Here is a 26,904-nt window from a genome sequence, read left to right as displayed (position 1 = left end):
AGCGTCAATTGCGCCCTCCCCCTGCCTCTGCCACAATCGCGAATAATTATCGTTAGTTAACGCATTCTTTCCCGGGGAACGCTTCTTGACGTCTGCGCACAGTCCACATGCCGAACTGGTCGGCGCGCTGTACCGCGACCATCGTACCTGGCTGCTGGCCTGGCTGCAGCGCAGCACCGCCTGCCGCCAGCGTGCCGAGGACCTGAGCCAGGACACCTTCGTGCGCCTGCTCGGCCGCGAGCGTTTGGACACCCCCCGCGAACCCCGCGCCTTTCTGGTCGCCGTGGCCAAGGGCCTGTTGTTCGACCACTTCCGCCGCGCCGCCCTCGAGCAGGCCTACCTCGCGGAACTGGCGCTGCTGCCCGAAGCCGAGCACCCGTCACCGGAACAGCAACACCTGATCCTCGAAGACCTCAAGGCCATCGACCGCTTGCTGGGCAAGCTCTCGAGCAAGGCCCGGGCAGCCTTCCTGTACAACCGCCTGGACGGCCTGGGGCACGCCGAGATCGCCGAGCGCCTCGGGGTGTCGATCTCGCGCGTGCGCCAGTACATCGCCCAAGGTCTGCGCCAGTGTTATGTCGCCCTTTACGGGGAGCCGACATGAAGCATGCCCCGGTTTCCAGCAAGGTGCTGGAAGCGGCCATCGCCTGGAAGCTGTGCCTCGACGAAGGTAGCGGTACCCCTGACGAACGCAGCGAGTTCACGCGCTGGCACGCCGCCCACGAGGAGCACGCCCGCGCCTGGCTGCAACTGGGCATACTCGACCAGCGCGTCAACGCTGCCGCCGGGCCGGTACGCCACACCCTGCTGCAATCCCGGGCCGGGTTGCGCCAGCGCCTGGGCGGCCTGGCCGGCATGCTGCTGCTCGGCAGCCTGCTGGCCTGGGCCGGCGCACCGTCACTGTCGCCCACCTACTGGCTGGCCGACCAACGAACCAGTACCGGCGAGCTGCGCACCCTGCGCCTGGAAGACGGCACCCTGCTCAGCCTCAACAGCCAGACCGCGGTGGACATCGACTTCCAAGGTGAGCAGCGACTGATCGTCCTGCACCAGGGCGAGATCTCGGTGGAAACCGGCCACAAGGACAGCCGCCCATTGCTGGTGCGCACCGAGGAGGGCCGCCTGCGTCCGCTGGGTACCCGCTTCCTGGTCAAGCGCGAGGAGGCCGGCACACGCCTGGAGGTGCTGCAGGCATCGGTAGCCGCCAAACCCCAGCACAGCGGCGACGAGCAGGTGCTGCGCGAAGGCCAGCAAGTGCTGATGAGCGCCGATGGCCTGGGCAGTGTCAGCCCCGTGGCGGTCGGCAGCGACGCCTGGACCCGCGGCATGCTGGTGGTGGACAACGTGCGCCTGGCCGACCTGGTGGCCACCCTCGGCCAGTACCGCAGCGGCCATCTAGGCGTCAGCGACACAGTGGCCGAGCTGCGCGTGAGCGGCAGTTTCCCGCTGACCGACACCGACCTGGCCCTGGCCTCGCTGCAACCGGTGCTGCCGGTGAAGATCGAACGGCATACGCCGTGGTGGGTCACCGTTACCGCCAAATAGCCCCAGCCAGCCCCCCCTTTGGGAGCCGGCTCGCCGCCTCCCAAAGGGTTTTGCAAATCAGTCGTATTTTTTCACACCCCCCTGTCACTTTCCCACTTTCGCTCGGCAAGGAAGCAGTCAGCACTATTTCGTCGAGGAGCCGCTGAATGTCCCGTGCCGTTGATGCTTTGCTTCGCCCCAGCCTGATGGCCCTGGCCATCGGCCTGGCCACCCCGTTGGCCAGCACCGCCCTGTTCGCCGCCGAACAGTCCGCCATGCGTGCCTACAACCTGCCCAGCGCACCGCTGGCCAGCACTTTAAACCAGATCGCCAGCCAGGCCGGTATCGCCCTGGCGCTGGATCCGGCGCTGGTCAGTGGGCGCAATTCGGCGCCGGTCAGCGGTCAGTTCGACGCCGTCGGCGCTCTGCAAGCCGCGCTACGTGGTACGGGCTTGCAACTGCAGCAGAGCAGCGCCGGCAGCTATAGCCTGGTAACGGCGAGCGAGGGCACGCTGGCACTGCCGGAGACCAACATCGACGCCAACAGCAGCTTTGAAAGCGCCTGGGGCGCGGTGGAGGGCTATACCGCCAAGCGCACCGCCGCCGGCACCAAGACCGACACCGCGCTGGTCGAAGTCCCACGCTCCATTTCCGTCGCCACCCGCCAGCAGATGAGCGACCGCGGCGTGCAGAGCCTGGATGATGCAGTGAAGTACATGCCCGGCATCGTCTCCGCCAGTTTCGGCAGCGACACCCGCTATGACTGGATGCGCGTGCGCGGCTTCGAGCCGACCCAGTTCCTCGACGGCCTGCCCCTGCCTCGCGGCGTCTATGCCAACCCGAAAGCCGAAACCTGGAACCTCGACCGCCTTGCACTGCTGCGTGGCCCGGCCTCGTCGGTGTACGGCCAGACCCCGCCCGGCGGCCTGCTGGACATGGTCAGCCGCCGCCCCCAGGCCGAGAGCAGCCACGAGATCCAGCTGCAGTACGGTAGCGACAACCACCGCCAGATCAACTTCGCCAGCACCGGCAAGCTCGATGAGCAGGGCCAGTTCCTCTATGGCGTCAGCGGCGTGGTGCGCGACAGCGGCACGCAGATCGACCATATCGACAACAAGCGCTACAACATCGCCCCAAGCCTGACCTGGAACATCGACGACGACACCTCGCTGACCTTCCTCAGCCAGTTCACCCGCGACGATACCGGCGCCACCAGCCAGTTCTACCCGATCCAAGGCACCAAGATCGACATGCCGTTCGGCAAGGTATCCCGCCACAAGAACCTGGGTGACCCGGATTACGAATACTACGACCGCACCTACTACGCGCTGGGCTATGCCTTCGAGCATCGTTTCAACGATGTCTGGCAGTTCCGCCAGAACCTGCGCTACACCAAGAGCGAGTTGTCGTTCCAGACGATCACCGTTGGTAGCTACTACCAACCCGGCGGCCCGGTGGACAACGAGGGCAATGCCAGCCGCATGTCCACCAACGTCGATGAGGACATCAGCCAGTTCGCGCTCGACAATAACTTCCAGGCCGACTTCACCACAGGCGATATCAGCCATACCGTGCTGATCGGCCTGGACCACCAGCGCACCAAGTCCGACTTCCTCTCCATCTATGGCTTCAACGTACCGCCCACCAACGTCAACAACCCGGTGTACGGTTTGCCGATCACCCGCCCGGACCGCGCCTCGGCCTATCTTGATTACAACCAGAAAACCGTGCAGACCGGGCTCTACATCCAGGACCAGATGGCGCTCGACAAATGGCGTCTGACCCTGGGCGGGCGTGAAGACTGGGTGCATACCGGCACCACGTTCCTCAACAAGGGCAATGCCACCAACACCCAGCGCGACAAGCAGTTCAGCGGCAACGCGGCACTGAGCTATGTGTTCGATTCAGGTTTTGTTCCCTACCTGTCCTACGCCGAGTCTTTCCAGCCAAGCACCGGCTCGAGCGCGGACGTCGAGAAGTCGTTCAAACCAACCGAAGGCCAGCAATGGGAGCTGGGGATCAAGTATCAGCCACCTGGCTCCAACACCTTGTTGTCTGCGGCCGTGTATGACCTCACCCAGAAGAACGTGACCGTCACCAACAACGTGGGTGGGGTGCCGGTCTCCAGCCAGACCGGTGAGGTCAAGGTCCACGGCCTGGAACTGGAAGCCGTCTCCGACGTCACCGACAACCTGAAAGTGATCGCCGCCTATACCCTGGCCAAGTCCGAAGTCCAGAAGGGGCAGTACAAAGGCAACCGCCTGCAACAGATGCCCAACCAGCAGGCCTCCTTGTGGGCCGACTACACCTGGCATACCGGTGTGCTTGACGGCTTCGGCATTGGCCTTGGCGCACGCTACACCGGCAACCGCTACGGTGACGAAGCCAACACCTGGCTCGGCAAGAGCAAGGCCTACACTGTGTTCGACGCCGCGGTGCACTACGACCTCGGCCGCCTGGACAGCAGCCTCAAGGGCGCCTCGGTGGCAGTCAACGCCAGCAACCTGCTGAACAAGGACTACCTCTCGACCTGCGACGGCTACTACTGCTACTACGGCGACCAGCGCAGTGTCGTCGCCAGCGCCACCTACAAGTTCTGAGTGACCGGAGCCATCGCGGGGCAAGTCGCATCGGCGCACCGCCGCTCCCACAGGCGGTGGGAGCGGCGGTGCGCCGATGCGACTTGCCCCGCGATGCGTAAGGAGCCGTGATGAAAAGCCAAACCATCCGCCGCTGGTCAGCGATCCACACCTGGAGCAGCCTGGTGTGCACGCTGTTCCTGCTGCTGCTGGCCCTCACCGGCCTGCCGCTGATCTTCCACCACGAGCTGGAACACCTGCTGGGCGATGCCCCCGAACTGCGCGAGATGCCCGCCGGCACCCCGCACCTGGACCTGCAGCAACTGGTGCTCAAGGCCGAACAACACCGTCCTGGCGAAGTCATGCAGTACTTCGGCTACGAAGAGGACGAACCCAACGGCGTGGTGGCGATCATGGCCGCCACCGCCGGCACCCACCCCGACCAATCGCACACCTTCATGCTCGATGCCCGCACAGGCGAGGCCGTGGCCATGCCGGCGGCCAACGGCGGTTTCATGATGCTGATGCTGCGCCTGCACGTGGACATGTTCGCCGGGTTGCCCGGCAAGTTGTGGCTGGCCTTCATGGGCCTGCTGTTCGTCGTCGCGATCGTCTCCGGCACGGTGCTGTACGCGCCGTTCATGCGCCGCCTGAAGTTCGCCACGGTGCGCCACGACAAATCCCGGCGCCTGCGCTGGCTCGACCTGCACAACCTGATCGGCGTGGTCACCCTGACCTGGGCCCTGGTGGTCGGCGTCACCGGGGTGATCAGCGCCCTGTCCGACCTGGTGATCGCCGCCTGGCGCAACGACAGCCTGGCGGCCATGGTCGCGCCCTACCGCGATGCCCCGCCGCTCACCGAACGCGCCCCGGCCACGCAGCTGCTGAAGATCGCCGAACAGGCCGCGCCCGGCATGCGCCCGGACTTCATCGCCTTCCCCGGCACGCGCTTCTCCAGCGAGCACCATTACGCGGTGTTCATGAACGGTGCCACACACCTGAGTTCGCACCTGTTCACTCCGGTACTGATCGATGCTCGCACCCTTGCAGTGACGGCCGTAGGCGATCGTCCCTGGTACATGGATGCGATGGGCCTGTCGCAGCCTTTGCATTTCGGCGATTACGGCGGGAGACCGATGCAGATCCTCTGGGCTTTGCTGGACGTGCTGACAATCATCGTGCTCGGCAGCGGCCTCTACCTGTGGTGGGGCAAGCAGCGCAAAACCAGGGAGTCGCGCGCATGAGCCACAGGTCGCAAGCCACTGTACGCATCTTCGTCTGGCCAGCGTTGATTGCCATATTTGGGCTTCTGGGCCTCTTCGCCGCACTGCTCGGCGACGGTGGCTGGGACATTCTGGCATGGGCCGGCCTGGGTCTGCCGGCCCTGTTGAGCTTGCGCGGGCTGCTCTGGCGTCGGGTGCGCTAGCCCACTACCACCCCGCAACCGCAGGCATTGCCAAGCATGGGGATTTTCCTCAACCAAGGACCCGCCCCATGCGCCCCCTCGAACAACTGGAACAGATCGACCGACATATCAGCGACCTGCTCGGCGGCCTCCCGACCCTTGACCCTCAGCACCCCATCAACCCCGATACACGCACCTGGCTGCACGGCGAACTGGCCAGCTTCTGGACAACGGCCGATGAGCAAGGCGAAACCCCAAGACAAAAGCTGCTGGCACTGCGCAAGGCGCTGATGCTTGCCGAGGTTGAATTGCGCCTGGGCGACCAGACCTTGGCCAACGGGTCAGCCGAGCAGCTGCGGGCGTGCCTGGAACAGCCACTTCCCTCCCAGCGCAGGCAGCTGCCGCTGGCCAGCAGGCCACAGGTCTATCGCGTGCTGCTCGACGGCATACGACCCAACTGGCGTAGCTACCTGCCAGGCACACTGATCATCGTCGCCGGCACCGCCGAGGGCCCTATGCTCACGCCTCAGGATGCCGCAGGCATGGCCTTGCTATGCAGCCTCTCACAAGGCATAGAGGCCTTCGACTCCCCTGCCGCACTGCACCAGGAACTTTGCGAACGCCTGGAGGACCCACTCCAGAGCAAGCCTCTGCTGCATCTGTATCCTGACCCACAGGCGGACCGCGTTCGTCGGTCACAGCGCCTGCGCTATGACTGGTACACCGATAGCCTGCTGGAGGCCCAGATCGACAGTGCGATAGAAGCCCAGCGCCAACGCTTGAGTGACGCCGTCTTGTGGAGCAACGGCTCACCCGACCAGCACACCCGAATACATAAAGCCATGCAACTCTGGCACGAAGTCGGCGCCAAACCCATCCTGCTGACACGTTACTCCAGATTACTTGAGAAGAACCTGCCGAACTGGCTGCGCAACACATCTGCGCAAGGCCTGAGCCATATGATGCAGACCATGCAAGAGCTGGTGGCAATCGCCGAGCAGGCTGCTGCCCCGGGAGTGCTGAGCCTTAACGACTTCAAGCACCGCAATAGCCTGCTGGCCTGGGCCAACGCACGCCTTCGCGAGCGCCTTAGCCATAACCTGGGGTACGACACAGATCCTCGCGATATCAAGATCAGGGTCGTGCGTGCCCGCCGCACCGGCGCCATCATGCATCCCTTCGCCATCTCATCCTATGTCACCTATGTCGGCATGCGACGCGTGGGCCACGAGATGGTGGAAATGGTCGAGGAAATCAACACGCTCGAAGAGATCGCCCTCAAGAACTTGCCGTGGTTCGATACCGACTACTGGCTTACTGCTCGGGTGAGCCATGCCCACGGAAAAGCCATTCCCGCCGGGCTCACGCCGCAGCATGTCAAGCACATGGTCCGGGAACTGAACGTAGGTGACAGCTACGCAAAGTACCTGCACACCCAACTTATCAGTTCCAGAGCGGGCAAATGGCGCCTGACCGCGCACAGCAAGGTCAACCGTGCACGCATGCACGCTGAAGCAGTCAAGGCGCGCTACGCCGGACACTTTGGCGAAGACCCTTTCGAACACGGCTACAACTGGGTGCGCGCAGTGTTGGACCAACCACACAATGCCTTGCGTGCGCCAGTCACAGGCTACCCGGTCACTGTTCGGCAGCTAAACATCATGGGCCATACCCTGCAGGGCGTGCTTCTGCTCAACAGCCCTCCCAACAAGTCTCCGGCATGCGTGCTGTACACCCCGGATGCCCCGGACCGCAGGTCCTGGCGCCGCTTTCGAACAACCCGCGAACTGCTTCGCACATTGCGCCAACAGCCCACGTTGAGAGCATACGTAGCCCAGCGCCTGCCATTGCTGCCTGCCGCCACGGTGCAGCGGCTGCTGGACAAGGGGCGCATGAGCACACATTTGACGACACCCGAGATCAAGGACGACCTTTTCTTCGTCTACTACATGGCCGAAGCCCGGGCGCTGATCGCTCAGGCCGATGCCGACAGCATGACGACCAGGGAAGTGAACGTGGCATCGGTCATGGCGCTCAGCTGGCGCTTACTGGACTTCATCAGCCTGCTGCTGCCAAACCGTGCGCTGCTGGTGCTGTCGATCGGCCGCATGGCAATTGATATCTGGGACGGCGTCGAGGCCTTCAAGCAAGAGGATGTCGCAGGGGTGATGCGGCATGCCTATCAAGCGCTTAGCCACCTCAACGATGCGGGTACCAGCTTTCTGGGTTCCAGAGTGCTACGCCGATCCCTGCGCGGGATCCCCAAACAACCGCCATTGCCACTGCCCGCACGCCTCCAGGTACAACCAGGCAGCAGCCTGCGCTATCGCATAGACGGTATCTACGGTGAAGGTGTATACGAGCAAAGCTCGGCGTTTGGCGGGCACTCACTGTACTTCGTCAAGGACAACGACAACCGTTATTACCAGGTCAGCTTCGACGGCTACCGCTGGCGGGCCATCGACCCTGACCAGCCGGACGTTTACCTGCAGCAACCGCTCAAGCGCAAGTCCGACGGGCAGTGGGTCATAGACTCACCGGTACTCTGGTACGACGGGCTGCCCGACCTGAAGCAGTTATTGCAAGACTGCTACCTGCAGGTGCCTGTGGCCGGCCTGCCACTGAACATCGAACAAGGGCTCTTTGAGGCTGACGATCAGCTGTACCTGGCGCTCGAGAACGGACAGTTGCCGGTGCGTCGTCACCTGCTGCCGGATCACTACCACTTGCAGATTACTGTCGCCAACAACGCCGGGGTGGTGCCGTGGGCGGTGATGCGTCACGAAAACGGCCAGTGGCTGATACGCGTTCGCCAGGCAGGGCGCAGCAGTGACTGGCTGACCCTGCCAGACCAACCACCGCCCGCCCAATGAAAGCCCGAACCCGCTGCCTTACTCGACCCGTTTTGGCAAAAGCCGGTCCAGTCGCTGATGCAAGGCGCTGCCGCTCGGCCAGTTGCGCAGCAACCGCGCCCGGTCACGGGCAAACGCCGGGGCGAAGCTGAGCTGGGTGGCGTGCTGACACATGGCGTCGAGGTCAATCAGCGACCACTGGCCGGCCTGCCAGAACAGGTTATGGCCTTTGAAGTCGCCATGGCTGATGCGCTCGCGGATCAGCTGCTGCATCACCCGCACCAGGGCCTCGACCTGCTCGTCGGGCGCCTCGCCGCTTTCCACATAGGGCGCGAAGCATTCGATCAGGTCCGGCCCGTCGGCGTACTCGGTCACCAGGTAGGCCGTGCTGCGCAGCCCCATCACCCGCTGCTCCAGCACCGCCAATGGCCGTGGCGTGGCAATGTCGAGAAACTCAAGGCGATGCCCTTCGATCCACGAATGCCAGGCCCGGCTCGGGCGCCAGAAGCGCTTGAACCAGTGCGCGGTGTTCTTGATGTTGTAGCGCTTGAGCACCAGCGTGCGGCCACCCACCTCGATACGCGCCACGCTGGCCGCGCCACCGGTCTTGTACAGGTGGCCTTGGTCAATCAACGCATCGGCCTGCTCGAGCACCGGCAGCAGCGCCTCGACCTCGCCGCGGCGGATGGCGCGCAGGCCCGACAGGTTGCGCGCAACGCTGAACAGCGTGCATTCACGCCCGGCCTTGTCCAGGTAGTCCTTCAGGCGCCAGTTGCGCACCTTGTCCACCTGCTTCTGCAACGCCTCCAGCGGCAGCGCATGCTCGGCGTTGGCCAGGATGTAATGCACCAGCGCCTCCTCGATAAAGGGCTCCAGGCGCTTGGGCAACTGGGCGAAGAACACCCCGAGGTTTTCCAGCACACGCTGGCGCGACAGCTGCTGGCCGGGCGTTTCGGCCTTGATGCCGGCGCCGTCGATCAGGTACAGCTGACCGTCCTGGCGCAGCAGGTTGTCCAAGTGCAGGTCTTCCTGCCACAAACCCTTGGCATGCAGGTGCGCGATGGCGGTCAACGCCTCGCCAAGCACCAGGTGCTGCTCGTCGGCGAGCATCGGCAATGATTCCACCTTGGCCCAGGCGTCACCCAGGCTTTCGGCGTGATCGAGGTATTCGAACAATAGCCAGCCACCTTCGCCTTCCTTGAGGCCATCGACCAGCAGCCGTGGCGTGGTCAGGCCCTGATCGGCCATCAGTCGGGCGCCATCGCGTTCGCGCTGGAAGTGGCGGGCGGAATTGCCGCCGACCAGCAACTTGGCCAGGACCTTGGTGCCTCGCCAGATGCCGGCGCCGACATAGCGCTGGCCCGGCAGCACGCGCAGCAGGCTGAGCAGTTGCAGGTCGGCGCTGCCTGCTGCGTCGGCGAGGGTGATGATCAGGGGCAGGCTTGGGTTGCGCCCGGCCTCCTTCAATTCGGACAGGCGCATCAGCGGGCCTCTTTGTGACGGCGGCGTTGGGTCAGGCGTTGCAGCCAGGTGGAAACCAGAGCGCTGTCGGCCGGCTGCTGCAGGTAGGCCGCCAGCAGCATGCGCACGTCCGCCTCGTCCCAGGCCCGGGCGCGGCGCAGCAGCGGTTCGAGGTCCTTGACCCGGTCACGCATGCCGAACAGCAGCGGACGGGTCTTCTCCAGGTCGATCAACTGTGCCTGCCAGCCCTCGCGGCGCTCACGCAGGAAAATGTGCTTGGGGTAGAAGCAACCGTGCATCTGCCCGGCGCCGTGCAGTGTGCGCGCCAGCTGGCCACAGGCCTGGAGGATGCCCTGGCGTTGCGGCGCGGATGTCTGCGGCCAATGGCCGAGCAAATGCTCAAGGTCGGTCCATTCGTCCAGCGCCCGGGTCATGAGGATCGCCCGGTGTTGGCCGGCCTGTTTGCGCTCCCCATAGAAAACCGCCTGCAAGGCCGGGATATCGAGCTTCTGGTAACGGCTGATATTGCGAAACTCACGGGCGAAGGTCGGCTCGCCGAACGGCCGGTGCAGGCTGCGAGTCAGGTAGTCGCTCTGGCGCTTGAGGTAGTACCCCTTGCCCTCGAGCTCGAGGCGGAACACGCTGCTCCAGCCGCCGCGGCCGGTGTTGGGTTCGTCCACGGCGTCAAGTTGCAGGGCCCAGAGCGCCTCGAAGTCGCCCAGTCCGTGCCGTTGCAGCAGTGCCTGGTCGGCACTGGCCAGGTAGTCGGTCATTCCCTTCCCTCGAAAAAGCTCAGCACCTGACGGATGCGCTTCTTGTCGCGCGCATGCAGGCGCGCATGCCCGCGGTACTGCAGGTAGAAGCGCAAGCGCTGGGTCGCCGACAGGTGATACTTGGCGACCTTGTCCAGGCAGGCCAGGTCCTTGATCAACCGGTGGCGCAGCATGAAACCACGCCAGAAGTCGCCCGTCGGGCAATCGATGAAGAACAGCGTGCCCTGGTCATCGACCAGCAGGTTGCGCCATTTGAGATCGTTGTGGGCGAAATGGTGATCGTGCATTACCCGGGTGTGCCGCGCCAGCTGACGGCTGACATGATCGACCCAGGCCGCGTCACGCAGGCGCGGGTCATTGCGCTCGGCCAACGCCGAGAGGTCCTCGGTGCGTGGCAGTTCGCGAGTGATCATCGCCCCACGGCCAAACGCCAGGCCCTGGCGCTCGAGGCCCCAGGCGACCACGTCGGCGGTGGGGATGCCCCACTTGGCGAACTGCTTGAGGTTCTGCCACTCAGCCTTGACTCGCGGGCGCCCCAGGTAGCGGCGCATGTGCTTGCCGGCTCCGGTGTAGCGTTTGACGTAGTAGTTGACCCCGTCCCGTTCGATGCGGATGACCTCGCTCAACGGGTCGCGGGTCAGACGCTCGCCCTTGATGGCGAACACCGCGTCGATACTGCCGAAATCGGCCGCCAGGTGCGCATACTCAGGCGCCAGGTTCCAGCTCGCCATCAGAGTGCGTCCCCGTAACGTTGCTTGCGGTCGTAGAGCTTCTGCGCCTTGCGCTCCAGCCAGGCGAGCAGTGCAGCCTCGTCCTTGAGCACCTGGCGCAACGGGCGCTGGAAGTAGCCGCGCAAAAAGCGCAGCTTGTCGCGACGGGTCAGACCGATGTCCAGGGCCGAGAAATACAGGGCCGCCAGGTCCTTGTCGCGCCAGCGGCGGCTGACCGTCGCCCGGGTCTGGGCACGGTGCAGGTCGATCACCGACAGCCGGAAGTCGTCCGCCGTCACCGGGCGATCGGTGTGCAGCAGGAAGTGGCAGATGTAGCAGTCGCGGTGGTTGACCCCGGCGCGGTGCATGCCGCCGGTCATCTTCGCCACCTCGGCGATCAGCGCGCGCTTCAGGCGGGGCGCTGGCGGCTGCTTCACCCAATCGATGCTGAAGTCTTCCAGGCTGACGGTCGGCGCCAGCTCCTCGGTGACGATGAACGAGTGCTGGGTGGCCGGGTTGCCACCCCGCTCGCCGTAGGCCACCGCGGTCATGGTCGGCACGCCGACTTCATGCAGGCGCTGGATCGCACGCCATTCCTGGCCAGCACCGAGCACCGGCAGCTTGGCGCTGAACAGGTTCTTGAAGATCTCACCCCAGCCGATGCCACGGTGGATCTTGACGAAGAAGCCCGCGCCATCGACCTCGGTACGCAGGGTGCGACGGCCTTCCAGCTCGCGGTACACCTCGCCCTGCAGGGCTTCGACGGCGTCGAAGGGGTCACGCCCGGCCCACAGGCGCTTGAACGGTTCGGCCAGTATCAGCTTCATGCGGTTTCCTGCCCAAGGATCACGTCGGCGGCATGTTGCGGCATGCTGTACAGGTCGGCGGTGGCGGCGAACGCCACACCGTTGCTCGACCAGGCTGCACGGGCCGCGGCGTCTTCGAGCATGCGTTGCAGATAAGCGTTGAGCTGGTCCTGCTCGAACGGCTCGTCCAGCACCAGGCCGCTGTCGGCCTCGGCGATGTAGTGGGCGTAGCCGCACACCTGCGACACCAGCACCGGCAGGCCGGCAACCAGCGCCTCGAGCAATACGGTACCGGTGTTTTCGTTGTAGGCAGGGTGGATCAGCAGATCGGCGCCGAGCAGGAAGCGTGGGATATCGCTGCGCCCCTTGAGGAACTGCACCTGATCACCCAGGCCGAGCGCAGTACTCTGCACCTGGAACAGCTTGGGGTCGTCCTGGCCGATGACCATCAGTTTCGTGCGTTTGCGCAGGCTCGATGGCAGCGCCGCGAGGGCCTTGAGGCTGCGGTCAACGCCCTTGGTCTTGAAGCCCGAGCCAATCTGTACCAGCAGCAGCTCGTCGTCGGCCAGGCCAAACTCCTGGCGGAAGGCGGCGCGGATGGCCTCGGCGTCGGCCGGGCGCCGGCGGTCCTGGGAAATGCCCGGCGGCAGCAGGTGGAAACGCGCCTCGGGAGTGCCGTAGTGCTTGATGAACAGCGGCTGCTGCACCTCGGAGATCATCAGGATCTCGGTACGTGCGTCCTTGGCGAACACCGCCCGCTCGTATTCGGCGAAGTGGCGATAGCGGCCCCAGCGGCGGTAGAGGCCGCCGCGCAGGGTCTGGGCCTTGTCCTCGAAGCAGCCGTCGGCGGCGTAGTAGACATCCAGGCCAGGCATCTTGTTGAAGCCGATCAGGCGATCGACCGGACGCTTGGCCAGGTCCGCCGCCATCCACGCACTGAGCTTCTCGTTGCGGCGATGGTTGAACAGCGCCTTGACCGGCGCCACCAGCACCTCGAAGCCCGGCGGAATGTCACCTTCCCAGATCAGCGTGTACACACGGATCTGGTGGCCACGCTTCTGGCATTCGAGGGCGATGCGCATGAAGTCACGCTGCAGCCCGCCAAAGGGGAAATACTTGTAGAGCACAAAAGCCAGTTGCATCAACGAACATCCTCAGCCAGCAGCAGCGCGCTCAAGCGGCCCGCCACATGCTCGGGATTCAGGCGAGTGAAGCACAGCGGCCACTCGCGTTTGAGATCGAACCGGCGCAGGTCCTCGGCGCTCGGTTTGTAGGTGCACTTCTTCTGCAGGCACGGGGCGCAGGGGAAGTCGCTCGCCTGGTGGATCTGGGCGCGTCCGTAGGCACCGGTCAGACCAGGGTTGGTGGGGCCGAACAGGGAGATGGTCGGCACATCCAGGGCGGCGGCCAGGTGGCCCAGGCCGGTGTCCACCGCCACGCAGGCCTTGGCGGCGGCCAGCACACGGGCTACGCCAGCCAGGTTCAATTTGGGCAGCACCTGGCAATTGTTCAAGCCCTGGGCGATACGCTCGGCGCGGGCTTTTTCCGCAGGGTTGCCCCATGGCAGCATTACCTGCAGCTTGCGCCGGCCCATGCGCTCGGCCAGCTCGCGCCAGTAGGCCTCAGGCCAATGTTTAGTGGCCCAGGTGGTGCCATGCAGGAACACCACGTAAGGCGCGGCGGGCGGCAGTTGCAAGCGGTTGAGGTCAAGGCCGTAGTTGCCCAGCCCTTCCGGCAGGTCGTAGGCCAGGGCCAGGGCGAACAGTTGCCGCACGCGTTCAACGGCATGCTGGCCGACAGCGACCGACAGCCGCCGGTCGTAGAAGCGGCTGGCCCAGCCCTCACGGGCCGAGTAACGGTCCAGACCGGCTACCGGCGCTTTCACGTAACGGGTCAGCCAGGCCGACTTGACCAAGCCCTGGGCATCGATCACCAAGTCGTACTTGTGCTCGCGCAGGCGCTGCTTGAAGGCCTTCCATTCGCCGCTCTTGAGCGTCTGCCAGATATTCTTGCGCCAGCGGCGGATCGCCACCGGGATCACCTGGTCGACCGCCGGGTGCCAGCTGGGGATCTCGGCGAAACCTTCCTCCACCACCCAGTCGAAACGGATGCCGGGGATGGCGTGGGCGGCGTCGGTAAGCGCTGGCAACGTATGGATGACGTCGCCCAGCGACGACGTCTTGATGATCAGGACCCGCACTCAGTCGACCTCGGCCACGGTTGCGATCAGGTCGGAGCCACCCAGGCTGTGCAAGGCGGCGATCACTTTAGCCGGCTCCAGCAGCCGCAGGCAGTTGTAGTGGCCGAAGCGGCAGGTGCGGTCGAAGCAGGGGCTGCATTCGATACCGGTGCGCACCACTTCCACCTGGTCGGCCAGCGGCGGGGTGAAGCCCGGCGAGGTCGAGCCATACACCGCCACGAGCGGACGGTTGAGGGCGGCGGCCACGTGCATCAGGCCGGAGTCATTGGACACCACCGCGCTGGCGCAGGACATCAGGTCGATGGCCTCGGCCAGCGAGGTCTCGCCGGCCAGGTTGCAGGATTCTTCGCGCAGGCCCGGGATCAGTCGGTCGCGGATCTGCTCACCGACCGGGTGGTCGTTCTTCGAACCGAACAACCACACCTGCCAGCCCTGGCGGATCATCGCCTCGGCCACCTCGGCGTAATGCTCGGCGGGCCAGCGCTTGGCCTCGCCGAACTCGGCGCCGGGGCACAGGGCGAGCACCGGGCGGTCCAGCTCCAGGCCAAACTTGGCCAGGGCGGCCTCGCGGCTGGCGGCCTCGATTTGCAGGGCCGGGCGCGGATACGGCTTAGGCAGCTCGGTACCCGGTGCGTAGGCCAGGGCCATGAAGCGCTCGATCATCAGCGGGTAACGCGCCTTGTCCAGCTTGCGCACATCGTTGAGTAGCAGGTAGCGCATCTCGCCGCGCCAGCCGGTGCGCTTGGGGATGCCGGCGAAATACGGCACCAGCGCCGACTTGAGCGAATTGGGCAGCAGGATCGCCTGGTCGTACTGGCCGGCCAGCGACTTGCCGATGCGCCGCCGCGTGGCCAGCTCCAGCGCGCCGTGGCCGAGCGGGAAGCTCAAGGCCTGGCGCACCTCGGGCATGCGTTCGAGGATCGGCCGGCTCCACTCGGGTGCCAGCACGTCGATCACGCAGTCGGGGTGCTGCTGTTTGAGGCTCTGGAACAGGGTCTGCGCCATCACCATGTCGCCGACCCAGCTGGGGCCAATGATCAGTATTCTCATGCTTTATCCAGAAACATTCGGGGAGGCTGCAGGCTGCGCTACAACCTGGCCTCCCCTCTTTATATTCAGGCTATGTGGCGGACAGTGTACCACCGAGGGCGCATTGCGCCCTTTTCGCCGCAGCGCGGCCCCGGCAAGCTCAGGTCAACCCAAGCTGCCCCCAGATCCGCCTTACCTCACGGCGCTCCTCGGCGAACTGCGCCGCGTCGATCATCCCGGCCTGCTTCTGCAAGGCCTGGCGGTGCGAGGCCGAGCGGAACGCCTTGTACAGTTCGCGCAGCAGCACGGCGTCGGCGGCGGGCATCAACCCGGCCTGTTCGAGCTCTTCGAGGATACGGATGTTGTCGGTCCAGCGCAGTATGGCCGGATGGTCGTGGGACCAGGCCAAAGCGGCGTATTGCACCATAAATTCGATATCCACGATACCGCCGGCATCCTGCTTGATATCGAAGGGCTGGCCGGCATCGAAGGCATTGCCCGCAGTGCCTGCGCCGGTGGCCTTGGTGCCCAGGTTGTCACGCATCTTGGCGCGCATCTCGCTCACTTCGACGCGCAGCTTGTCCAGGTCGCGGGGCTGGCCAAGCACCTTGGCCCGAACGCCCTCGAAGGCCGTCGCCACCTGCGGGCAGCCGACCAGCACCCGGGCCCGTACCAGGGCCTGGTGTTCCCAGGTCCAGGCCTCGTTCTGCTGGTAGCGCTCGAAGGCGCCCAACGAGCTCACCAGCAACCCCGAGGCGCCGGACGGGCGCAAGCGCATGTCCACGTCGTAGAGCTGGCCGGAGTTGGTCTGGGTGGTCAGCAGGTGGATGATGCGCTGACCCAGGCGGGTGTAGAACTGCGCGCTGTCGATGGGCTTGGCGCCGTCGGTCTCGGCGTTCGGGTCGCCATCGTGGATGAACACCAGGTCCAGGTCCGAGCCGTGGCCCAGCTCGAGGCCGCCGACCTTGCCGTAGCCGACGATGATGAAGCCCGGGTCGCACAGGCTGCCGTCGCTGCGCTTGGGCTGGCCATGGCGCGCCACGGTCTGGCGCCAGGCCAGGGCCAGCACCTGGTCGAGAATGGCCTCGGCCAGCCAGGTCAGGTAGTCGCTGACCTTCATCAGGGGCAGGTTGCCGCTGATCTCCGAGGCGGCCACGCGCAGGCTGTGGGCCAGCTTGAAGTGGCGCAGCGCCTCCATCTGCTGCTCAAGGTCATCCTCGGGGATGCGGGTGAGCCGCTCACGCAGCTCGGCGGCCAGCTCCGGGGCCAGCGGCGGGCTGAACAGCCGGCCTTCATTGAGCAGCTCGTCAAGCAGCAGCGGGTAACGGGCAATCTGCTCGGCAATCCATGGACTGGCCGCGCACAAGGTCAGCAGACGACGCAGCGCGCCGGGATTTTCGGTGAGCAGCACCAGGTAGGCCGAGCGGCGCGCCACCGCCTCGACCAGGGGCAGCACCCGCTCCAGCACCAGGTCAGGGTTGTCATGCTCGACCGCCTGGGCCAGCAGGCGCGGGATGAAGGCATCCAGGCGCTCACGACCGATGCGCTGCATCGAACGCAGCGTCGGGCTGACCCGCAAGGCATTGAGCCGGCGCAGCGCCTCGGCAGGCTGGTGGAAACCGGCCTCCTGCAACTGGCGCCCGGCGGCTTCTTCATCCTGGGCCTGCTCCCACAGGGGCGACCATTCGCCACCGACTACGAGTTCGCCCTCGGCTTCATCCTCATCCGGATCGGCGATCACCTGACGGAAATGCCAGTCGATCCGCCCACGCCAGTGCATCAGTTGGGCATGGAAGCCATCCCAATCGGCAAAGCCCAGCATATAGGCGATGCGCGCGCGGTCGGTCGGGTCATCCGGCAGCATCTGGGTCTGGCGGTCGGCGATGGCCTGGATCGCGTGCTCGGTGTAACGCAGGAACTCATAGCCGTCGCGCAGCTCGGCGACCACCGCCGGCGGCAGGTAGCCCTGGCCCTCCAGGGTGGTCAGCACCTTCAGCAGCGGCCGCTGCTGCAGGCTCAGGTCGCGCCCGCCATGGATCAGCTGGAATGCCTGGGCGATGAACTCGACTTCGCGGATGCCGCCGGCCCCCAGCTTGATATTGTCGGCCATGCCCTTGCGCCGCACCTCCTGCTGGATCAGCTGCTTCATGGTGCGCAGCGCTTCGATCGCGGAGAAGTCCAGGTAGCGCCTATAGACGAAAGGCCGCAGCATTTCCTGCAGCTGCGCGCCGGCCGCCTGGTCGCCGGCCACCACCCGCGCCTTGATCATGGCGTAGCGTTCCCAGTCGCGCCCCTGATCCTGGTAGTACTGCTCCAGGGCATTGAAGCTGAGCACCAGCGCGCCGGCCGAACCGTACGGGCGCAGGCGCATGTCGACACGGAACACGAAGCCATCGACGGTGACCGGGTCGAGCGCCTTGATCAGGCGCTGGCCGAGGCGGGTGAAGAACTCCTGGTTGTCCAGCGAGCGCTTCACGCCTTCGGTTTCACCGCCCTCGGGGAAGGCGAAGATCAGGTCGATGTCCGACGACAGGTTCAACTCCACCGCGCCCAACTTGCCCATGCCCAGCACCACCAGGTGCTGGGGCTGGCCGCTGCGGTTGCCGATGGGGGTGCCGAACTGCTGGCAATGGCGCGGGTAGAGCCATTGATAGGCTTCGTCGATGCTGGCATCGGCCAGGTCGGACAGATCGCGGCACGTCTCGGCCAACGCTGCCTGGCGGGTCAGGTCGCGCCAGATGATGCGCAACTGCTGGCGGTTGCGCTCACGGCGCAGGTTGCGCGCCAGTTCGTCCTCGCTTTGCGCGGCCTGGGCGACGACATGGATGTGAGCGCGAAGTTGGCCCGGGGTGTATGCCTGGTCCATCGCGCCACTGGCCAGCAGCTCGAACAGCACCGCCGGATCGCGCTGGGCCTGCTCCAGGACGAAGTCACTGGCCGCAGCGACCTGGTCGAACTGGCGACGATGCTCGGCGCCCAGGCTGTCCAGGTGCAGATCAGCATGACCGGCCAAGGCATCGCGGAGAAATTGCTGGTTGCGAGCGACCAGTGGTTGGAGAGCGGCAGGCAGATCGAGCGGCAAAGGCAGGCGCATGGTCTATCCTTGATCGGCGTGAAAGAGAGCGGTTGGAGAGGTCAAACGGGGGTTGGACCACGGTTGGACTGTCGTACAAAAGTTGGAAATAGCTGATAAAGACGAAAAATTGGCAAAACCCATCAAGATTCACCTGCTCGCGACACACCGCCAACCAACATGAACGTTTTTCCTCACAACCCGGGATGCGACCAAACGTCGCATTTGTGTAGTTTTACTACTACGCCCAACGTGCAAAAGCATGAAATGCGAAAGCATTTGTAGTAAAACTACACCGCGCCGGATGACTGTCCGGTAATCCAAGAATTCACGACGTCTGCCCATAAGGCCAGTCGCAAACTCAGGCCATCGATTCTGGTGGCCTTTCCGCCCTGGAGCAAGCCATGCAAGACCTCGATCCAATCGAAACCCAGGAATGGCTGGATGCCCTGGAGTCGGTCCTCGACAAAGAAGGCGAAGACCGCGCTCATTACCTGATGACCCGTATGGGCGAGCTGGCCACCCGCAGTGGCTCCCAGCTGCCATATGCCATCACCACGCCGTACCGCAACACCATCCCTGTCACCCACGAAGCACGCATGCCCGGCGACCTGTTCATGGAACGCCGCATTCGCTCGATGGTGCGTTGGAACGCCCTGGCCATGGTCATGCGCACCAACCTGAAAGACTCGGACCTGGGCGGACACATCTCCAGCTTCGCCTCCAGCGCCACCCTGTATGACATCGGCTTCAACTACTTCTTCCAGGCCCCGACCGACGAACACGGCGGCGACCTGATCTTCTTCCAGGGCCACGCATCCCCAGGCGTCTACGCCCGCGCCTTCATGGAAGGCCGCATCAACGAAGAGCAGATGAACAACTTCCGCCAGGAAGTGGACGGCAACGGCCTGTCTTCGTACCCGCACCCATGGCTGATGCCTGACTTCTGGCAGTTCCCGACCGTTTCGATGGGTCTGGGCCCGATCCAGGCCATCTACCAGGCGCGCTTCATGAAGTACCTGGAAGCCCGTGGCTTCATCCCGGCCGGCAAGCAGAAGGTCTGGTGCTTCATGGGCGACGGCGAGTGCGACGAGCCGGAATCCCTGGGCGCAATCGCCCTGGCCGGCCGCGAGAAGCTGGACAACCTGATCTTCGTCATCAACTGCAACCTGCAGCGCCTCGACGGCCCGGTTCGCGGCAACGGCAAGATCATCCAGGAACTCGAAGGCGTGTTCCGTGGCGGTGGCTGGAACGTCAACAAAGTCGTCTGGGGCCGCTTCTGGGACCCACTGCTGGCCAAGGACACCAACGGTGCCCTGCAACGCCGCATGGACGAAGTCATCGACGGCGAGTACCAGAACTACAAGGCCAAGGACGGCGCGTACGTCCGTGAGAACTTCTTCAACACCCCAGAGCTCAAGGCCATGGTCGAAGACCTGTCCGACGAGGAGATCTGGAAGCTCAACCGTGGCGGCCACGACCCGTACAAGGTCTACGCGGCCTACCACCAGGCCGTGAACCACAAAGAGCAGCCAACCGTCATCCTGGCCAAGACCATCAAGGGTTACGGTACCGGTGCCGGCGAAGCCAAGAACACCGCGCACAACACCAAGAAGGTCGACGTCGACAGCCTGCGTCACTTCCGTGACCGCTTCGACATCCCGGTCAAGGATGCCGACCTCGAGAACCTGCCATTCTTCAAGCCCGAAGAAGGTTCCGCCGAAGCCAAGTACCTGGCCGAACGCCGTGCTGCCCTGGGCGGTTTCGTGCCGCAGCGCCGCGCCAAGAGCTTCAGCGTGCCGACCCCGCCACTGGAAACGCTGAAAGCGATCCTCGACGGCTCGGGCGACCGCGAAATCTCCACCACCATGGCCTTCGTGCGCATCCTGGCGCAGCTGGTCAAGGACAAGGACATCGGCCAGCGCATCGTCCCGATCATCCCGGACGAAGCCCGTACCTTCGGTATGGAAGGCATGTTCCGCCAGCTGGGCATCTACTCGTCGGTCGGCCAGCTCTACGAGCCAGTCGACAAAGACCAGGTGATGTTCTACCGCGAAGACAAGAAGGGCCAGATCCTCGAGGAAGGCATCAACGAAGCCGGCGCCATGTCGTCGTTCATCGCTGCCGGTACCTCGTACAGCTGCCACAACCAGCCGATGCTGCCGTTCTACATCTTCTACTCGATGTTCGGCTTCCAGCGTATCGGCGACCTGGCCTGGGCTGCTGGCGACAGCCGCACCCGTGGTTTCCTGATCGGCGGTACCGCCGGCCGTACCACCCTCAACGGTGAAGGCCTGCAGCACGAAGACGGTCACAGCCACATGATGGCGGGCACCATCCCGAACTGCCGCACCTACGATCCGACCTACGGCTACGAGCTGGCGGTGATCATCCAGGACGGCATGAAGAAGATGACCGAAGAGCAACAGGACATCTTCTACTACATCACCGTGATGAACGAATCCTACCAGCAGCCAGCCATGCCGGCCGGTGTCGAGGAAGGCATCATCAAGGGCATGTACCTGCTCGAAGAAGACACCCGCGAAGCCGCGCACCACGTGCAGTTGATGGGCTCCGGCACCATCCTGCGCGAAGTCCGCGAAGCGGCGAAGATCCTGCGTGAAGAGTTCAACGTCGGCGCCGACGTGTGGAGCGTCACCAGCTTCAACGAACTGCGTCGCGACGGCCTGGCCGTGGAACGCGCCAACCGCCTCAAGCCGGGCCAGAAGCCTCAGCAGACCTACGTCGAAGAGTGCCTGGCCGGTCGCAAGGGCCCGGTCATCGCCTCCACCGACTACATGAAGCTGTTCGCCGAGCAGATTCGCCAGTGGGTGCCGAGCAAAGAGTTCAAGGTCCTGGGTACCGACGGTTACGGTCGCAGCGACAGCCGCAAGAAGCTGCGTCACTTCTTCGAAGTCGACCGCCACTTCGTGGTGCTGGCTGCCCTGGAAGCCCTGGCTGACCGTGGCGAGATCGAACCCAAGGTTGTGGCTGACGCCATCGTCAAGTTCGGCATCGACCCGGACAAGCGCAACCCACTGGACTGCTGAGGAGTATTTTTAAGTGAGCGAACTCATTCGCGTACCTGACATCGGCAGCGGTGAAGGTGAAATCATCGAGCTGTTCGTCAAGGTCGGTGACCGTATCGAGGCCGACCAGAGCCTGCTGACCCTGGAGTCCGACAAGGCCTCCATGGAGATTCCGGCCCCCAAGGCCGGCGTGGTCAAGGAACTGAAGGTCAAGCTGGGCGACCGCCTGAAAGAAGGCGACGAGCTGCTGGTCCTGGAAGTCGAGGGTGCCGCTGCCGCGGCGCCTGAGGCTCCGGCCGCGGCCCCGGCAGCTGCTCCAGCGCCTGCCGCTGAAGCCGCGCCTGCTGCTCCGGCCGCAGCCCCGGCTGCCGCCAGCGTACAGGACATCCACGTGCCGGATATCGGCTCGTCGGGCAAGGCCAAGATCATCGAAGTGCTGGTCAAGGTCGGCGACACCGTCGAAGCCGACCAGTCGCTGATCACCCTGGAGTCCGACAAGGCCTCCATGGAGATCCCGTCGCCTGCCGCTGGCGTGATCGAAGCCGTGCTGTGCAAGCTGGAAGACGAAGTTGGCACCGGCGACCTGATCTTCAAGATCAAAGCCGCTGGCGCTGCTCCTGCCGCCGCTCCGGCGCCGGCCGCTGCAGCACCGGCCAAGGCTGAAGCCGCTTCGGCCGCGGCACCTGCCGCTGCTGCTCCGGCTGCCGCCCCTGCACCGGTCGCCACCGCGCCTGCCGCCGGCAGCAACGCCAAGGTCCATGCCGGCCCTGCCGTTCGCCAGCTGGCCCGTGAATTCGGCGTCGACCTGGGCTCGGTCGCGGCCACTGGCCCGCACGGCCGTATCCTCAAGGAAGACGTGCAGGTCTACGTCAAGGCGATGATGCAGAAGGCCAAGGAAGCCCCGGCTGCCGGCGCCACCGGTGGTGCCGGCATCCCGCCGATCCCGGCCGTCGACTTCAGCAAATTCGGTGAAGTCGAAGAAGTCGCCCTGACCCGCCTGATGCAGGTCGGTGCCGCCAACCTGCACCGCAGCTGGCTGAACGTGCCGCACGTGACCCAGTTCGACTCCGCCGACATCACCGAGCTGGAAGCCTTCCGCGTTGCGCAGAAGGCCGTGGCCGAGAAGGCTGGCGTCAAGCTGACCGTGCTGCCGCTGCTGCTCAAGGCCTGCGCCTTCCTGCTCAAGGAACTGCCGGACTTCAACAGCTCGCTGGCACCAAGCGGCAAGGCGATCATCCGCAAGAAGTACGTGCACATCGGCTTCGCCGTGGACACCCCGGACGGCCTGCTGGTCCCTGTGATCAAGAACGTCGACCAGAAGAGCCTGCTGCAACTGGCTGCCGAAGCCGCCGCGCTGGCCGAGAAGGCCCGCACCAAGAAGCTCTCGGCCGACGACATGCAAGGCGCCTGCTTCACCATCTCCAGCCTCGGTCACATTGGCGGCACCGGCTTCACGCCGATCGTCAACGCGCCGGAAGTGGCGATCCTCGGTGTGTCCAAGGCGACCATGCAGCCAGTCTGGGATGGCAAGGCCTTCCAGCCCAAGCTGATGCTGCCGCTGTCGCTGTCCTACGATCACCGTGTGATCAACGGCGCCGCCGCCGCGCGCTTCACCAAGCGCCTGGGCGACGTGCTGGGCGATATCCGCACCATGCTGCTGTAATAGCTGCACGCTGCCCCTCACTCGAGGGGCAGCACCGTTTTCGAGCTGCCACGCTCGTACCTCAACCCCGCCAATTGGCGGGGCTTTTTTTATCAGCTGCAAGCTGCAAGCTCCTGACCTTCAGATTCCCCCCCACCAGCCGACAACCTGTTCACAGCATCCCGCATGGCCGCTTGCCAGCCCACGGGACATGATGCAACCTTGCCCGATACGCCGTGCCTCAGGCCGCGCCCCAGTTCAAGCGAGTCTTCGATGAAAAGCCAACCCGATGCCGCCAGCCGTGTGGCGGCCGAGGTCGTGACGCAGCTCCCCGTGCCCTCGCGGCTCGGCATGCTGCGTTTCGAACGGCTGAACGAAGCCAGTTGGGCGATGCTTTACCTCGATCCGGCCTGCGACCGCCAGTTCGGCCTGCCCGCCGCCGAGCTCTGCGCCCTGATCGGCTCGCCCTATGCCAGCCTCATGGAGCCGGAGGCGCGCTACAAGCTGCACGACGAGATCCAGTTGCAACTGGCCCAGCGCGGCTATTACCGGGTGTGCTACACCCTGCACGCCAGCCCTGCGCCACTGCGCCTGCTGGAGGTCGGCGAAAGCTACAAGCAGCACAACCGCCAATTGTTGCGTGGCTACCTGACGGCCTTCGATGACCACCAGCAGGACGCCCCCGACCTCGACGCCAACGATCTGGAATCGCGCAACAACCGCCTGCAGCTGGCCCTGCAGCTGAACCAGCGCGCCCAGCAGGAGCAGCTCGAGCACCTGGACCGGGTACGCGCCCAGCAAGACCTGATCCTGCGCCTGGCGCGACAGCGCTACAGCGTGGGCAACTCGCTGCTCGAAGCCGCCGAGCTGATCACCCGCAGCGCCTGCGAGATCTACCGGGTCGACTGCGCCAGCATCTGGTACCTGAATGACCAGCGCCTGGAGCCAATCAGCGCCTGGTATCGCCGCGAACAGCAGCACCGCATGCCCGAAGCGATCGACGCCAGCCGCTTCCCCGACTACCTCGAGGCCCTGCACGCCAGCCGCGCCATCGACGCCCACAACGCCAGCCACGACCCACGTACCCGCGAAATGGCCGAGTCGCTGTACAGCACCGACGACAACGCCATGCTCGATGCCAGCATCCGCATCGATGGCCAGGTGGTCGGCGTGCTGTGCCTGGAGCAGACCGGCCAGCCGCGGGCCTGGCAGTCGGACGAGATCGCCTTTGCTGGCGAGCTGGCCGACCAGTTCGCCCAGGTCATCAACAACCACAACCGACGCACCGCCGCCAGCGCCCTGCACCTGTTCCAGCGGGCCGTGGAGCAAAGCGCCAGCGCCTTCCTGCTGGTCAACCGCGACGGCGTGGTGGAGTACGTCAACCCCAGCTTCACGGCGATCACCCAGTACAGCACCGAGGAAGTCCAAGGCCACCACCTGGCCGAACTGCCGGCCCTGGAAAACCTCAGCGAGCTGCTGTTCGACTCGCCGTCGAGCCTGGCCATGGGCAACAGCTGGCAGGGCGAGTTCAAGAGCCGGCGCAAGAACCTCGAGCCCTACTGGGGACAACTGTCGATCTCCAAGGTGTACGGCGACAACCGCGAGCTGACCCACTACATTGGCATCTACGAAGACGTCACCCAGAGCAAGCTGGCCCAGCAGCGCATCGAGCGCCTGGCCTACACCGACAACCTGACCAACCTGGGCAACCGCCCTGCGTTCATCCGCAACCTCGACGAGCGCTTCGCCCGCGACAGCAACAGCCCGATCTGCCTGCTGCTGGTGGACATCGACAACTTCAAGCGGATCAACGACAGCCTCGGCCACCAGACCGGCGACAAGTTGCTGATCAGCCTGGCCCGGCGCCTGCGCAACAGCCTGGCCAACGGCGGCAGCCTGGCGCGCTTCGCCAGCAACGAGTTCGCCGTGCTGCTCGACGATACCAGCCTCGATGACGGCCAGGGCGTGGCCCACCAGCTGCTGCGCACCCTCGACAAGCCGATGTTCGTCGACAACCAGCTGATCAACGTCACCGCCTCCGTGGGGCTGGCCTGCGCGCCGCTGCACGGCAGCGACCCGGCCACACTGATGAAGAACGCAGGCCTGGCCCTGCACAAGGCCAAGGCCAACGGCAAGCACCAGGTCCAGGTGTTCACCGAGGTGCTCAACGCCGAGGCCAGCTACAAGCTGTTCGTCGAGAACAACCTGCGCCGCGCCCTGACCCAGAACGAACTGGAAGTGTTCTACCAGCCCAAGCTCTGCCTGCGCAGCGGTCGCCTGCTGGGCCTTGAGGCGCTGCTGCGCTGGAACCACCCCGAGCGCGGCATGATCCGCCCCGACCAGTTCATCAGCGTGGCCGAGGAAACCGGCCTGATCATCCCCATCGGCAAGTGGGTGGTGCGCCAGGCCTGCCGCATGAGCCAGCAGCTGCGCGAAGCAGGTCTTGGCAACCTGCACGTGGCCATCAACCTGTCGCCCAAGCAGTTCTCCGACCCGGAGCTGGTTGGCTCGATCGCCGGCATCCTCAAGGAAGAAGCCCTGCCGCCGCACCTGCTGGAACTCGAGCTGACCGAAGGCCTGCTGCTCGAAGCCACCGAAGACACCCACCGCCAGCTCGACGAGCTCAAGGCCCTGGGCCTGACCCTGGCCATGGACGACTTCGGCACCGGTTACTCGTCGCTGAGCTACCTGAAGAAGTTCCCGATCGACATCATCAAGATCGACCGCAGCTTCATCAACGAGATCCCCGACAATCAGGACGACATGGAGATCACCTCGGCGGTGGTAGCCATGGCCCACAACCTCAAGCTCAAGGTGGTCGCCGAGGGCATCGAGACGCCCGAGCAGTTGGCATTCCTGCGCCGGCACCGCTGCGACGTCGGCCAGGGTTACCTGTTCGACCGCCCTATCCCGGGGCGCGAGCTGAGCGAGAAGCTGCGCCGCTATCCGCGTGGGCCGGTGGACTGACAGCAGCGTAAAGCTCGGGCACTATAGAAGCCATTCGGTCCCCATCGCGGGGCAAGTCGCATCGGCGCACCGCCGCTCCCACGCAGACTGTGTATAGCCTGCGTGGGGGCGGCGGTGCGCCGATGCGACTTGCCCCGCGATGGGTCCAACACCTATCCAACTGAAAAGACACAGAGGAACGGCCATGGTCCTGCGTTCGGAAATCCTGGTGAACAAAAACGTCCTGCCCACCGCGGAACAGGCCCTGCCTGGCCGTGAAACCCCGATGACCCTGCCCGAGTTCCACTACGTGTTCGAAGGCACCCCGCTGCTCGGCCCGTTCTTCGAAGGCGACATCGACTTCGCCATCTTCGGCCTGGGTTGCTTCTGGGGCGCCGAACGGCGCTTCTGGCAGCGCGAGGGCGTGGTCAGCACCGTGGTCGGCTACGCCGGCGGCTTCACCCCCAACCCGACCTATGAAGAGGTCTGCTCGGGCCTGACCGGCCACACCGAAGTGGTACTGGTGGTGTTCGACAAGAACAAGGTCAGCTACCGCGAACTGCTGGCGATGTTCTGGGAGCTGCACAACCCGACCCAGGGCATGCGCCAGGGCAACGATGTCGGCACCCAGTACCGCTCGGCGATCTACTGCACCTCTGCGCAGCAACTCGAGGAAGCCCAGGCCAGCCAGGCCGCCTACCAGGCCGAGCTGAGCAAGGCAGGCTTTGGCGAGATCACCACCGAGATCGCCCAGGCGCCGACCGTGTACTTCGCCGAGGCATACCACCAGCAGTACCTGGCCAAGAACCCGGACGGCTACTGCGGCATCGGTGGCACCGGCGTGTGCCTGCCGCCCAGCCTGCAGGGCAACTGAG

Annotated in this window: 18 protein-coding genes; 10 read left to right on the top strand and 8 right to left on the bottom strand. The window is 65.0% G+C overall.

Annotated features, from left to right (window positions below; genetic code table 11):
* Positions 1–85: 85 nt before the first annotated feature.
* From DFS21_RS06700 to DFS21_RS06675, 6 genes are all read left to right on the top strand, one after another.
* Positions 86–604, top strand: a complete 519-nt coding sequence (locus DFS21_RS06700) for an RNA polymerase sigma factor (protein WP_110697419.1) — start codon at positions 86–88, stop codon at positions 602–604.
* Entirely contained in the window at positions 601–1,545 is a 945-nt protein-coding gene (locus DFS21_RS06695) for a FecR domain-containing protein (protein WP_110697417.1), read from the top strand. The genes DFS21_RS06700 and DFS21_RS06695 overlap by 4 nt, the downstream gene beginning before the upstream one ends.
* Positions 1,546–1,691: 146 nt before the next feature.
* Positions 1,692–4,124, top strand: a complete 2,433-nt coding sequence (locus tag DFS21_RS06690; RefSeq protein ID WP_111532012.1) for a TonB-dependent siderophore receptor — start codon at positions 1,692–1,694, stop codon at positions 4,122–4,124.
* 110 nt (positions 4,125–4,234) lie between these two features.
* Positions 4,235–5,347 carry a PepSY domain-containing protein gene (locus DFS21_RS06685; protein ID WP_110697413.1) on the top strand — a complete coding sequence of 371 codons (1,113 nt, stop codon included), beginning with the start codon at positions 4,235–4,237 and terminating at the stop codon, positions 5,345–5,347.
* Positions 5,344–5,529 carry a hypothetical protein gene (locus tag DFS21_RS06680; protein ID WP_111532011.1) on the top strand — a complete coding sequence of 62 codons (186 nt, stop codon included), beginning with the start codon at positions 5,344–5,346 and terminating at the stop codon, positions 5,527–5,529. The genes DFS21_RS06685 and DFS21_RS06680 overlap by 4 nt, the downstream gene beginning before the upstream one ends.
* Before the next feature lie 68 nt (positions 5,530–5,597).
* Entirely contained in the window at positions 5,598–8,381 is a 2,784-nt protein-coding gene (locus tag DFS21_RS06675) for a dermonecrotic toxin domain-containing protein (protein ID WP_111532010.1), read from the top strand.
* Between the two features lie 18 nt (positions 8,382–8,399).
* On the opposite strand, the gene DFS21_RS06670 is transcribed toward DFS21_RS06675, so the two are convergent.
* The 8 genes from DFS21_RS06670 to glnE all read right to left on the bottom strand — a co-directional run bounded on the left by DFS21_RS06670 (position 8,400) and on the right by glnE (position 18,433).
* Positions 8,400–9,842, bottom strand: a complete 1,443-nt coding sequence (locus DFS21_RS06670; RefSeq protein WP_110697407.1) for a lipopolysaccharide kinase InaA family protein — start codon at positions 9,840–9,842, stop codon at positions 8,400–8,402.
* Positions 9,842–10,594 (bottom strand): lipopolysaccharide kinase InaA family protein, encoded by a 753-nt coding sequence (locus DFS21_RS06665; protein WP_110697405.1) that lies wholly within the window; start codon positions 10,592–10,594, stop codon positions 9,842–9,844. Before DFS21_RS06665 ends, DFS21_RS06670 begins: the two co-directional genes overlap by 1 nt.
* The gene (locus DFS21_RS06660) at positions 10,591–11,325 is read right to left on the bottom strand and encodes a lipopolysaccharide kinase InaA family protein (RefSeq protein WP_102681882.1); all 735 of its coding nucleotides are present in this window, start codon (positions 11,323–11,325) and stop codon (positions 10,591–10,593) included. The genes DFS21_RS06665 and DFS21_RS06660 overlap by 4 nt, the downstream gene beginning before the upstream one ends.
* On the bottom strand, positions 11,325–12,131 hold the full coding sequence (gene rfaP, locus DFS21_RS06655; RefSeq protein ID WP_046857428.1) for a lipopolysaccharide core heptose(I) kinase RfaP: 807 nt from the start codon (positions 12,129–12,131) through the stop codon (positions 11,325–11,327). The genes DFS21_RS06660 and rfaP overlap by 1 nt, the downstream gene beginning before the upstream one ends.
* A complete protein-coding gene (locus DFS21_RS06650; RefSeq protein WP_110697403.1) occupies positions 12,128–13,252 on the bottom strand; it encodes a glycosyltransferase family 4 protein in 1,125 nt (374 codons plus the stop codon). The genes rfaP and DFS21_RS06650 overlap by 4 nt, the downstream gene beginning before the upstream one ends.
* Positions 13,252–14,310 (bottom strand): lipopolysaccharide heptosyltransferase I, encoded by a 1,059-nt coding sequence (gene waaC / locus DFS21_RS06645; RefSeq protein ID WP_102681879.1) that lies wholly within the window; start codon positions 14,308–14,310, stop codon positions 13,252–13,254. The genes DFS21_RS06650 and waaC overlap by 1 nt, the downstream gene beginning before the upstream one ends.
* Complete coding sequence (gene waaF / locus DFS21_RS06640; protein ID WP_046857431.1) at positions 14,311–15,360, bottom strand: lipopolysaccharide heptosyltransferase II; 1,050 nt, start codon at positions 15,358–15,360, stop codon at positions 14,311–14,313.
* A gap of 139 nt (positions 15,361–15,499) precedes the next feature.
* Positions 15,500–18,433, bottom strand: a complete 2,934-nt coding sequence (gene glnE / locus DFS21_RS06635; RefSeq protein ID WP_110697401.1) for a bifunctional [glutamate--ammonia ligase]-adenylyl-L-tyrosine phosphorylase/[glutamate--ammonia-ligase] adenylyltransferase — start codon at positions 18,431–18,433, stop codon at positions 15,500–15,502.
* A 383-nt stretch (positions 18,434–18,816) separates the two neighbouring features.
* Between glnE and aceE the strand changes: the two genes are divergently transcribed.
* The 4 genes from aceE to msrA all read left to right on the top strand — a co-directional run bounded on the left by aceE (position 18,817) and on the right by msrA (position 26,903).
* A complete protein-coding gene (gene aceE / locus DFS21_RS06630; protein WP_110697399.1) occupies positions 18,817–21,462 on the top strand; it encodes a pyruvate dehydrogenase (acetyl-transferring), homodimeric type in 2,646 nt (881 codons plus the stop codon).
* A 13-nt stretch (positions 21,463–21,475) separates the two neighbouring features.
* Positions 21,476–23,104: a dihydrolipoyllysine-residue acetyltransferase gene (aceF, locus tag DFS21_RS06625; RefSeq protein ID WP_110697397.1), complete on the top strand. Its 1,629-nt coding sequence runs from the start codon at positions 21,476–21,478 to the stop codon at positions 23,102–23,104.
* 252 nt (positions 23,105–23,356) lie between these two features.
* Positions 23,357–26,050: a bifunctional diguanylate cyclase/phosphodiesterase gene (locus DFS21_RS06620; RefSeq protein ID WP_110697395.1), complete on the top strand. Its 2,694-nt coding sequence runs from the start codon at positions 23,357–23,359 to the stop codon at positions 26,048–26,050.
* A 184-nt stretch (positions 26,051–26,234) separates the two neighbouring features.
* On the top strand, positions 26,235–26,903 hold the full coding sequence (msrA, locus tag DFS21_RS06615; RefSeq protein WP_110697393.1) for a peptide-methionine (S)-S-oxide reductase MsrA: 669 nt from the start codon (positions 26,235–26,237) through the stop codon (positions 26,901–26,903).
* Position 26,904 lies beyond the last annotated feature (1 nt).

This window comes from Pseudomonas sp. 2848 (assembly GCF_003253945.1).
In the GTDB taxonomy this organism is placed as follows: Bacteria; Pseudomonadota; Gammaproteobacteria; order Pseudomonadales; family Pseudomonadaceae; genus Aquipseudomonas.
Note: the sequence above shows the minus strand (reverse complement) of the source record. Positions and strands in the feature narration are given on the sequence as shown.

What these genes read in the sequence shown, in the direction of transcription:
- DFS21_RS06695 (WP_110697417.1), top strand. Translation starts at nt 601, where the DNA reads ATGAAGCATGCCCCGGTTTCCAGCAAGGTGCTGGAAGCGGCCATCGCC.
- DFS21_RS06690 (WP_111532012.1), top strand. Translation starts at nt 1,692, where the DNA reads ATGTCCCGTGCCGTTGATGCTTTGCTTCGCCCCAGCCTGATGGCCCTG.
- DFS21_RS06685 (WP_110697413.1), top strand. Translation starts at nt 4,235, where the DNA reads ATGAAAAGCCAAACCATCCGCCGCTGGTCAGCGATCCACACCTGGAGC.
- DFS21_RS06680 (WP_111532011.1), top strand. Translation starts at nt 5,344, where the DNA reads ATGAGCCACAGGTCGCAAGCCACTGTACGCATCTTCGTCTGGCCAGCG.
- DFS21_RS06675 (WP_111532010.1), top strand. Translation starts at nt 5,598, where the DNA reads ATGCGCCCCCTCGAACAACTGGAACAGATCGACCGACATATCAGCGAC.
- DFS21_RS06670 (WP_110697407.1), bottom strand. Translation starts at nt 9,842, where the DNA reads ATGCGCCTGTCCGAATTGAAGGAGGCCGGGCGCAACCCAAGCCTGCCC.
- DFS21_RS06665 (WP_110697405.1), bottom strand. Translation starts at nt 10,594, where the DNA reads ATGACCGACTACCTGGCCAGTGCCGACCAGGCACTGCTGCAACGGCAC.
- DFS21_RS06660 (WP_102681882.1), bottom strand. Translation starts at nt 11,325, where the DNA reads ATGGCGAGCTGGAACCTGGCGCCTGAGTATGCGCACCTGGCGGCCGAT.
- rfaP (WP_046857428.1), bottom strand. Translation starts at nt 12,131, where the DNA reads ATGAAGCTGATACTGGCCGAACCGTTCAAGCGCCTGTGGGCCGGGCGT.
- DFS21_RS06650 (WP_110697403.1), bottom strand. Translation starts at nt 13,252, where the DNA reads ATGCAACTGGCTTTTGTGCTCTACAAGTATTTCCCCTTTGGCGGGCTG.
- waaF (WP_046857431.1), bottom strand. Translation starts at nt 15,360, where the DNA reads ATGAGAATACTGATCATTGGCCCCAGCTGGGTCGGCGACATGGTGATG.
- glnE (WP_110697401.1), bottom strand. Translation starts at nt 18,433, where the DNA reads ATGCGCCTGCCTTTGCCGCTCGATCTGCCTGCCGCTCTCCAACCACTG.
- aceE (WP_110697399.1), top strand. Translation starts at nt 18,817, where the DNA reads ATGCAAGACCTCGATCCAATCGAAACCCAGGAATGGCTGGATGCCCTG.
- DFS21_RS06620 (WP_110697395.1), top strand. Translation starts at nt 23,357, where the DNA reads ATGAAAAGCCAACCCGATGCCGCCAGCCGTGTGGCGGCCGAGGTCGTG.
- msrA (WP_110697393.1), top strand. Translation starts at nt 26,235, where the DNA reads ATGGTCCTGCGTTCGGAAATCCTGGTGAACAAAAACGTCCTGCCCACC.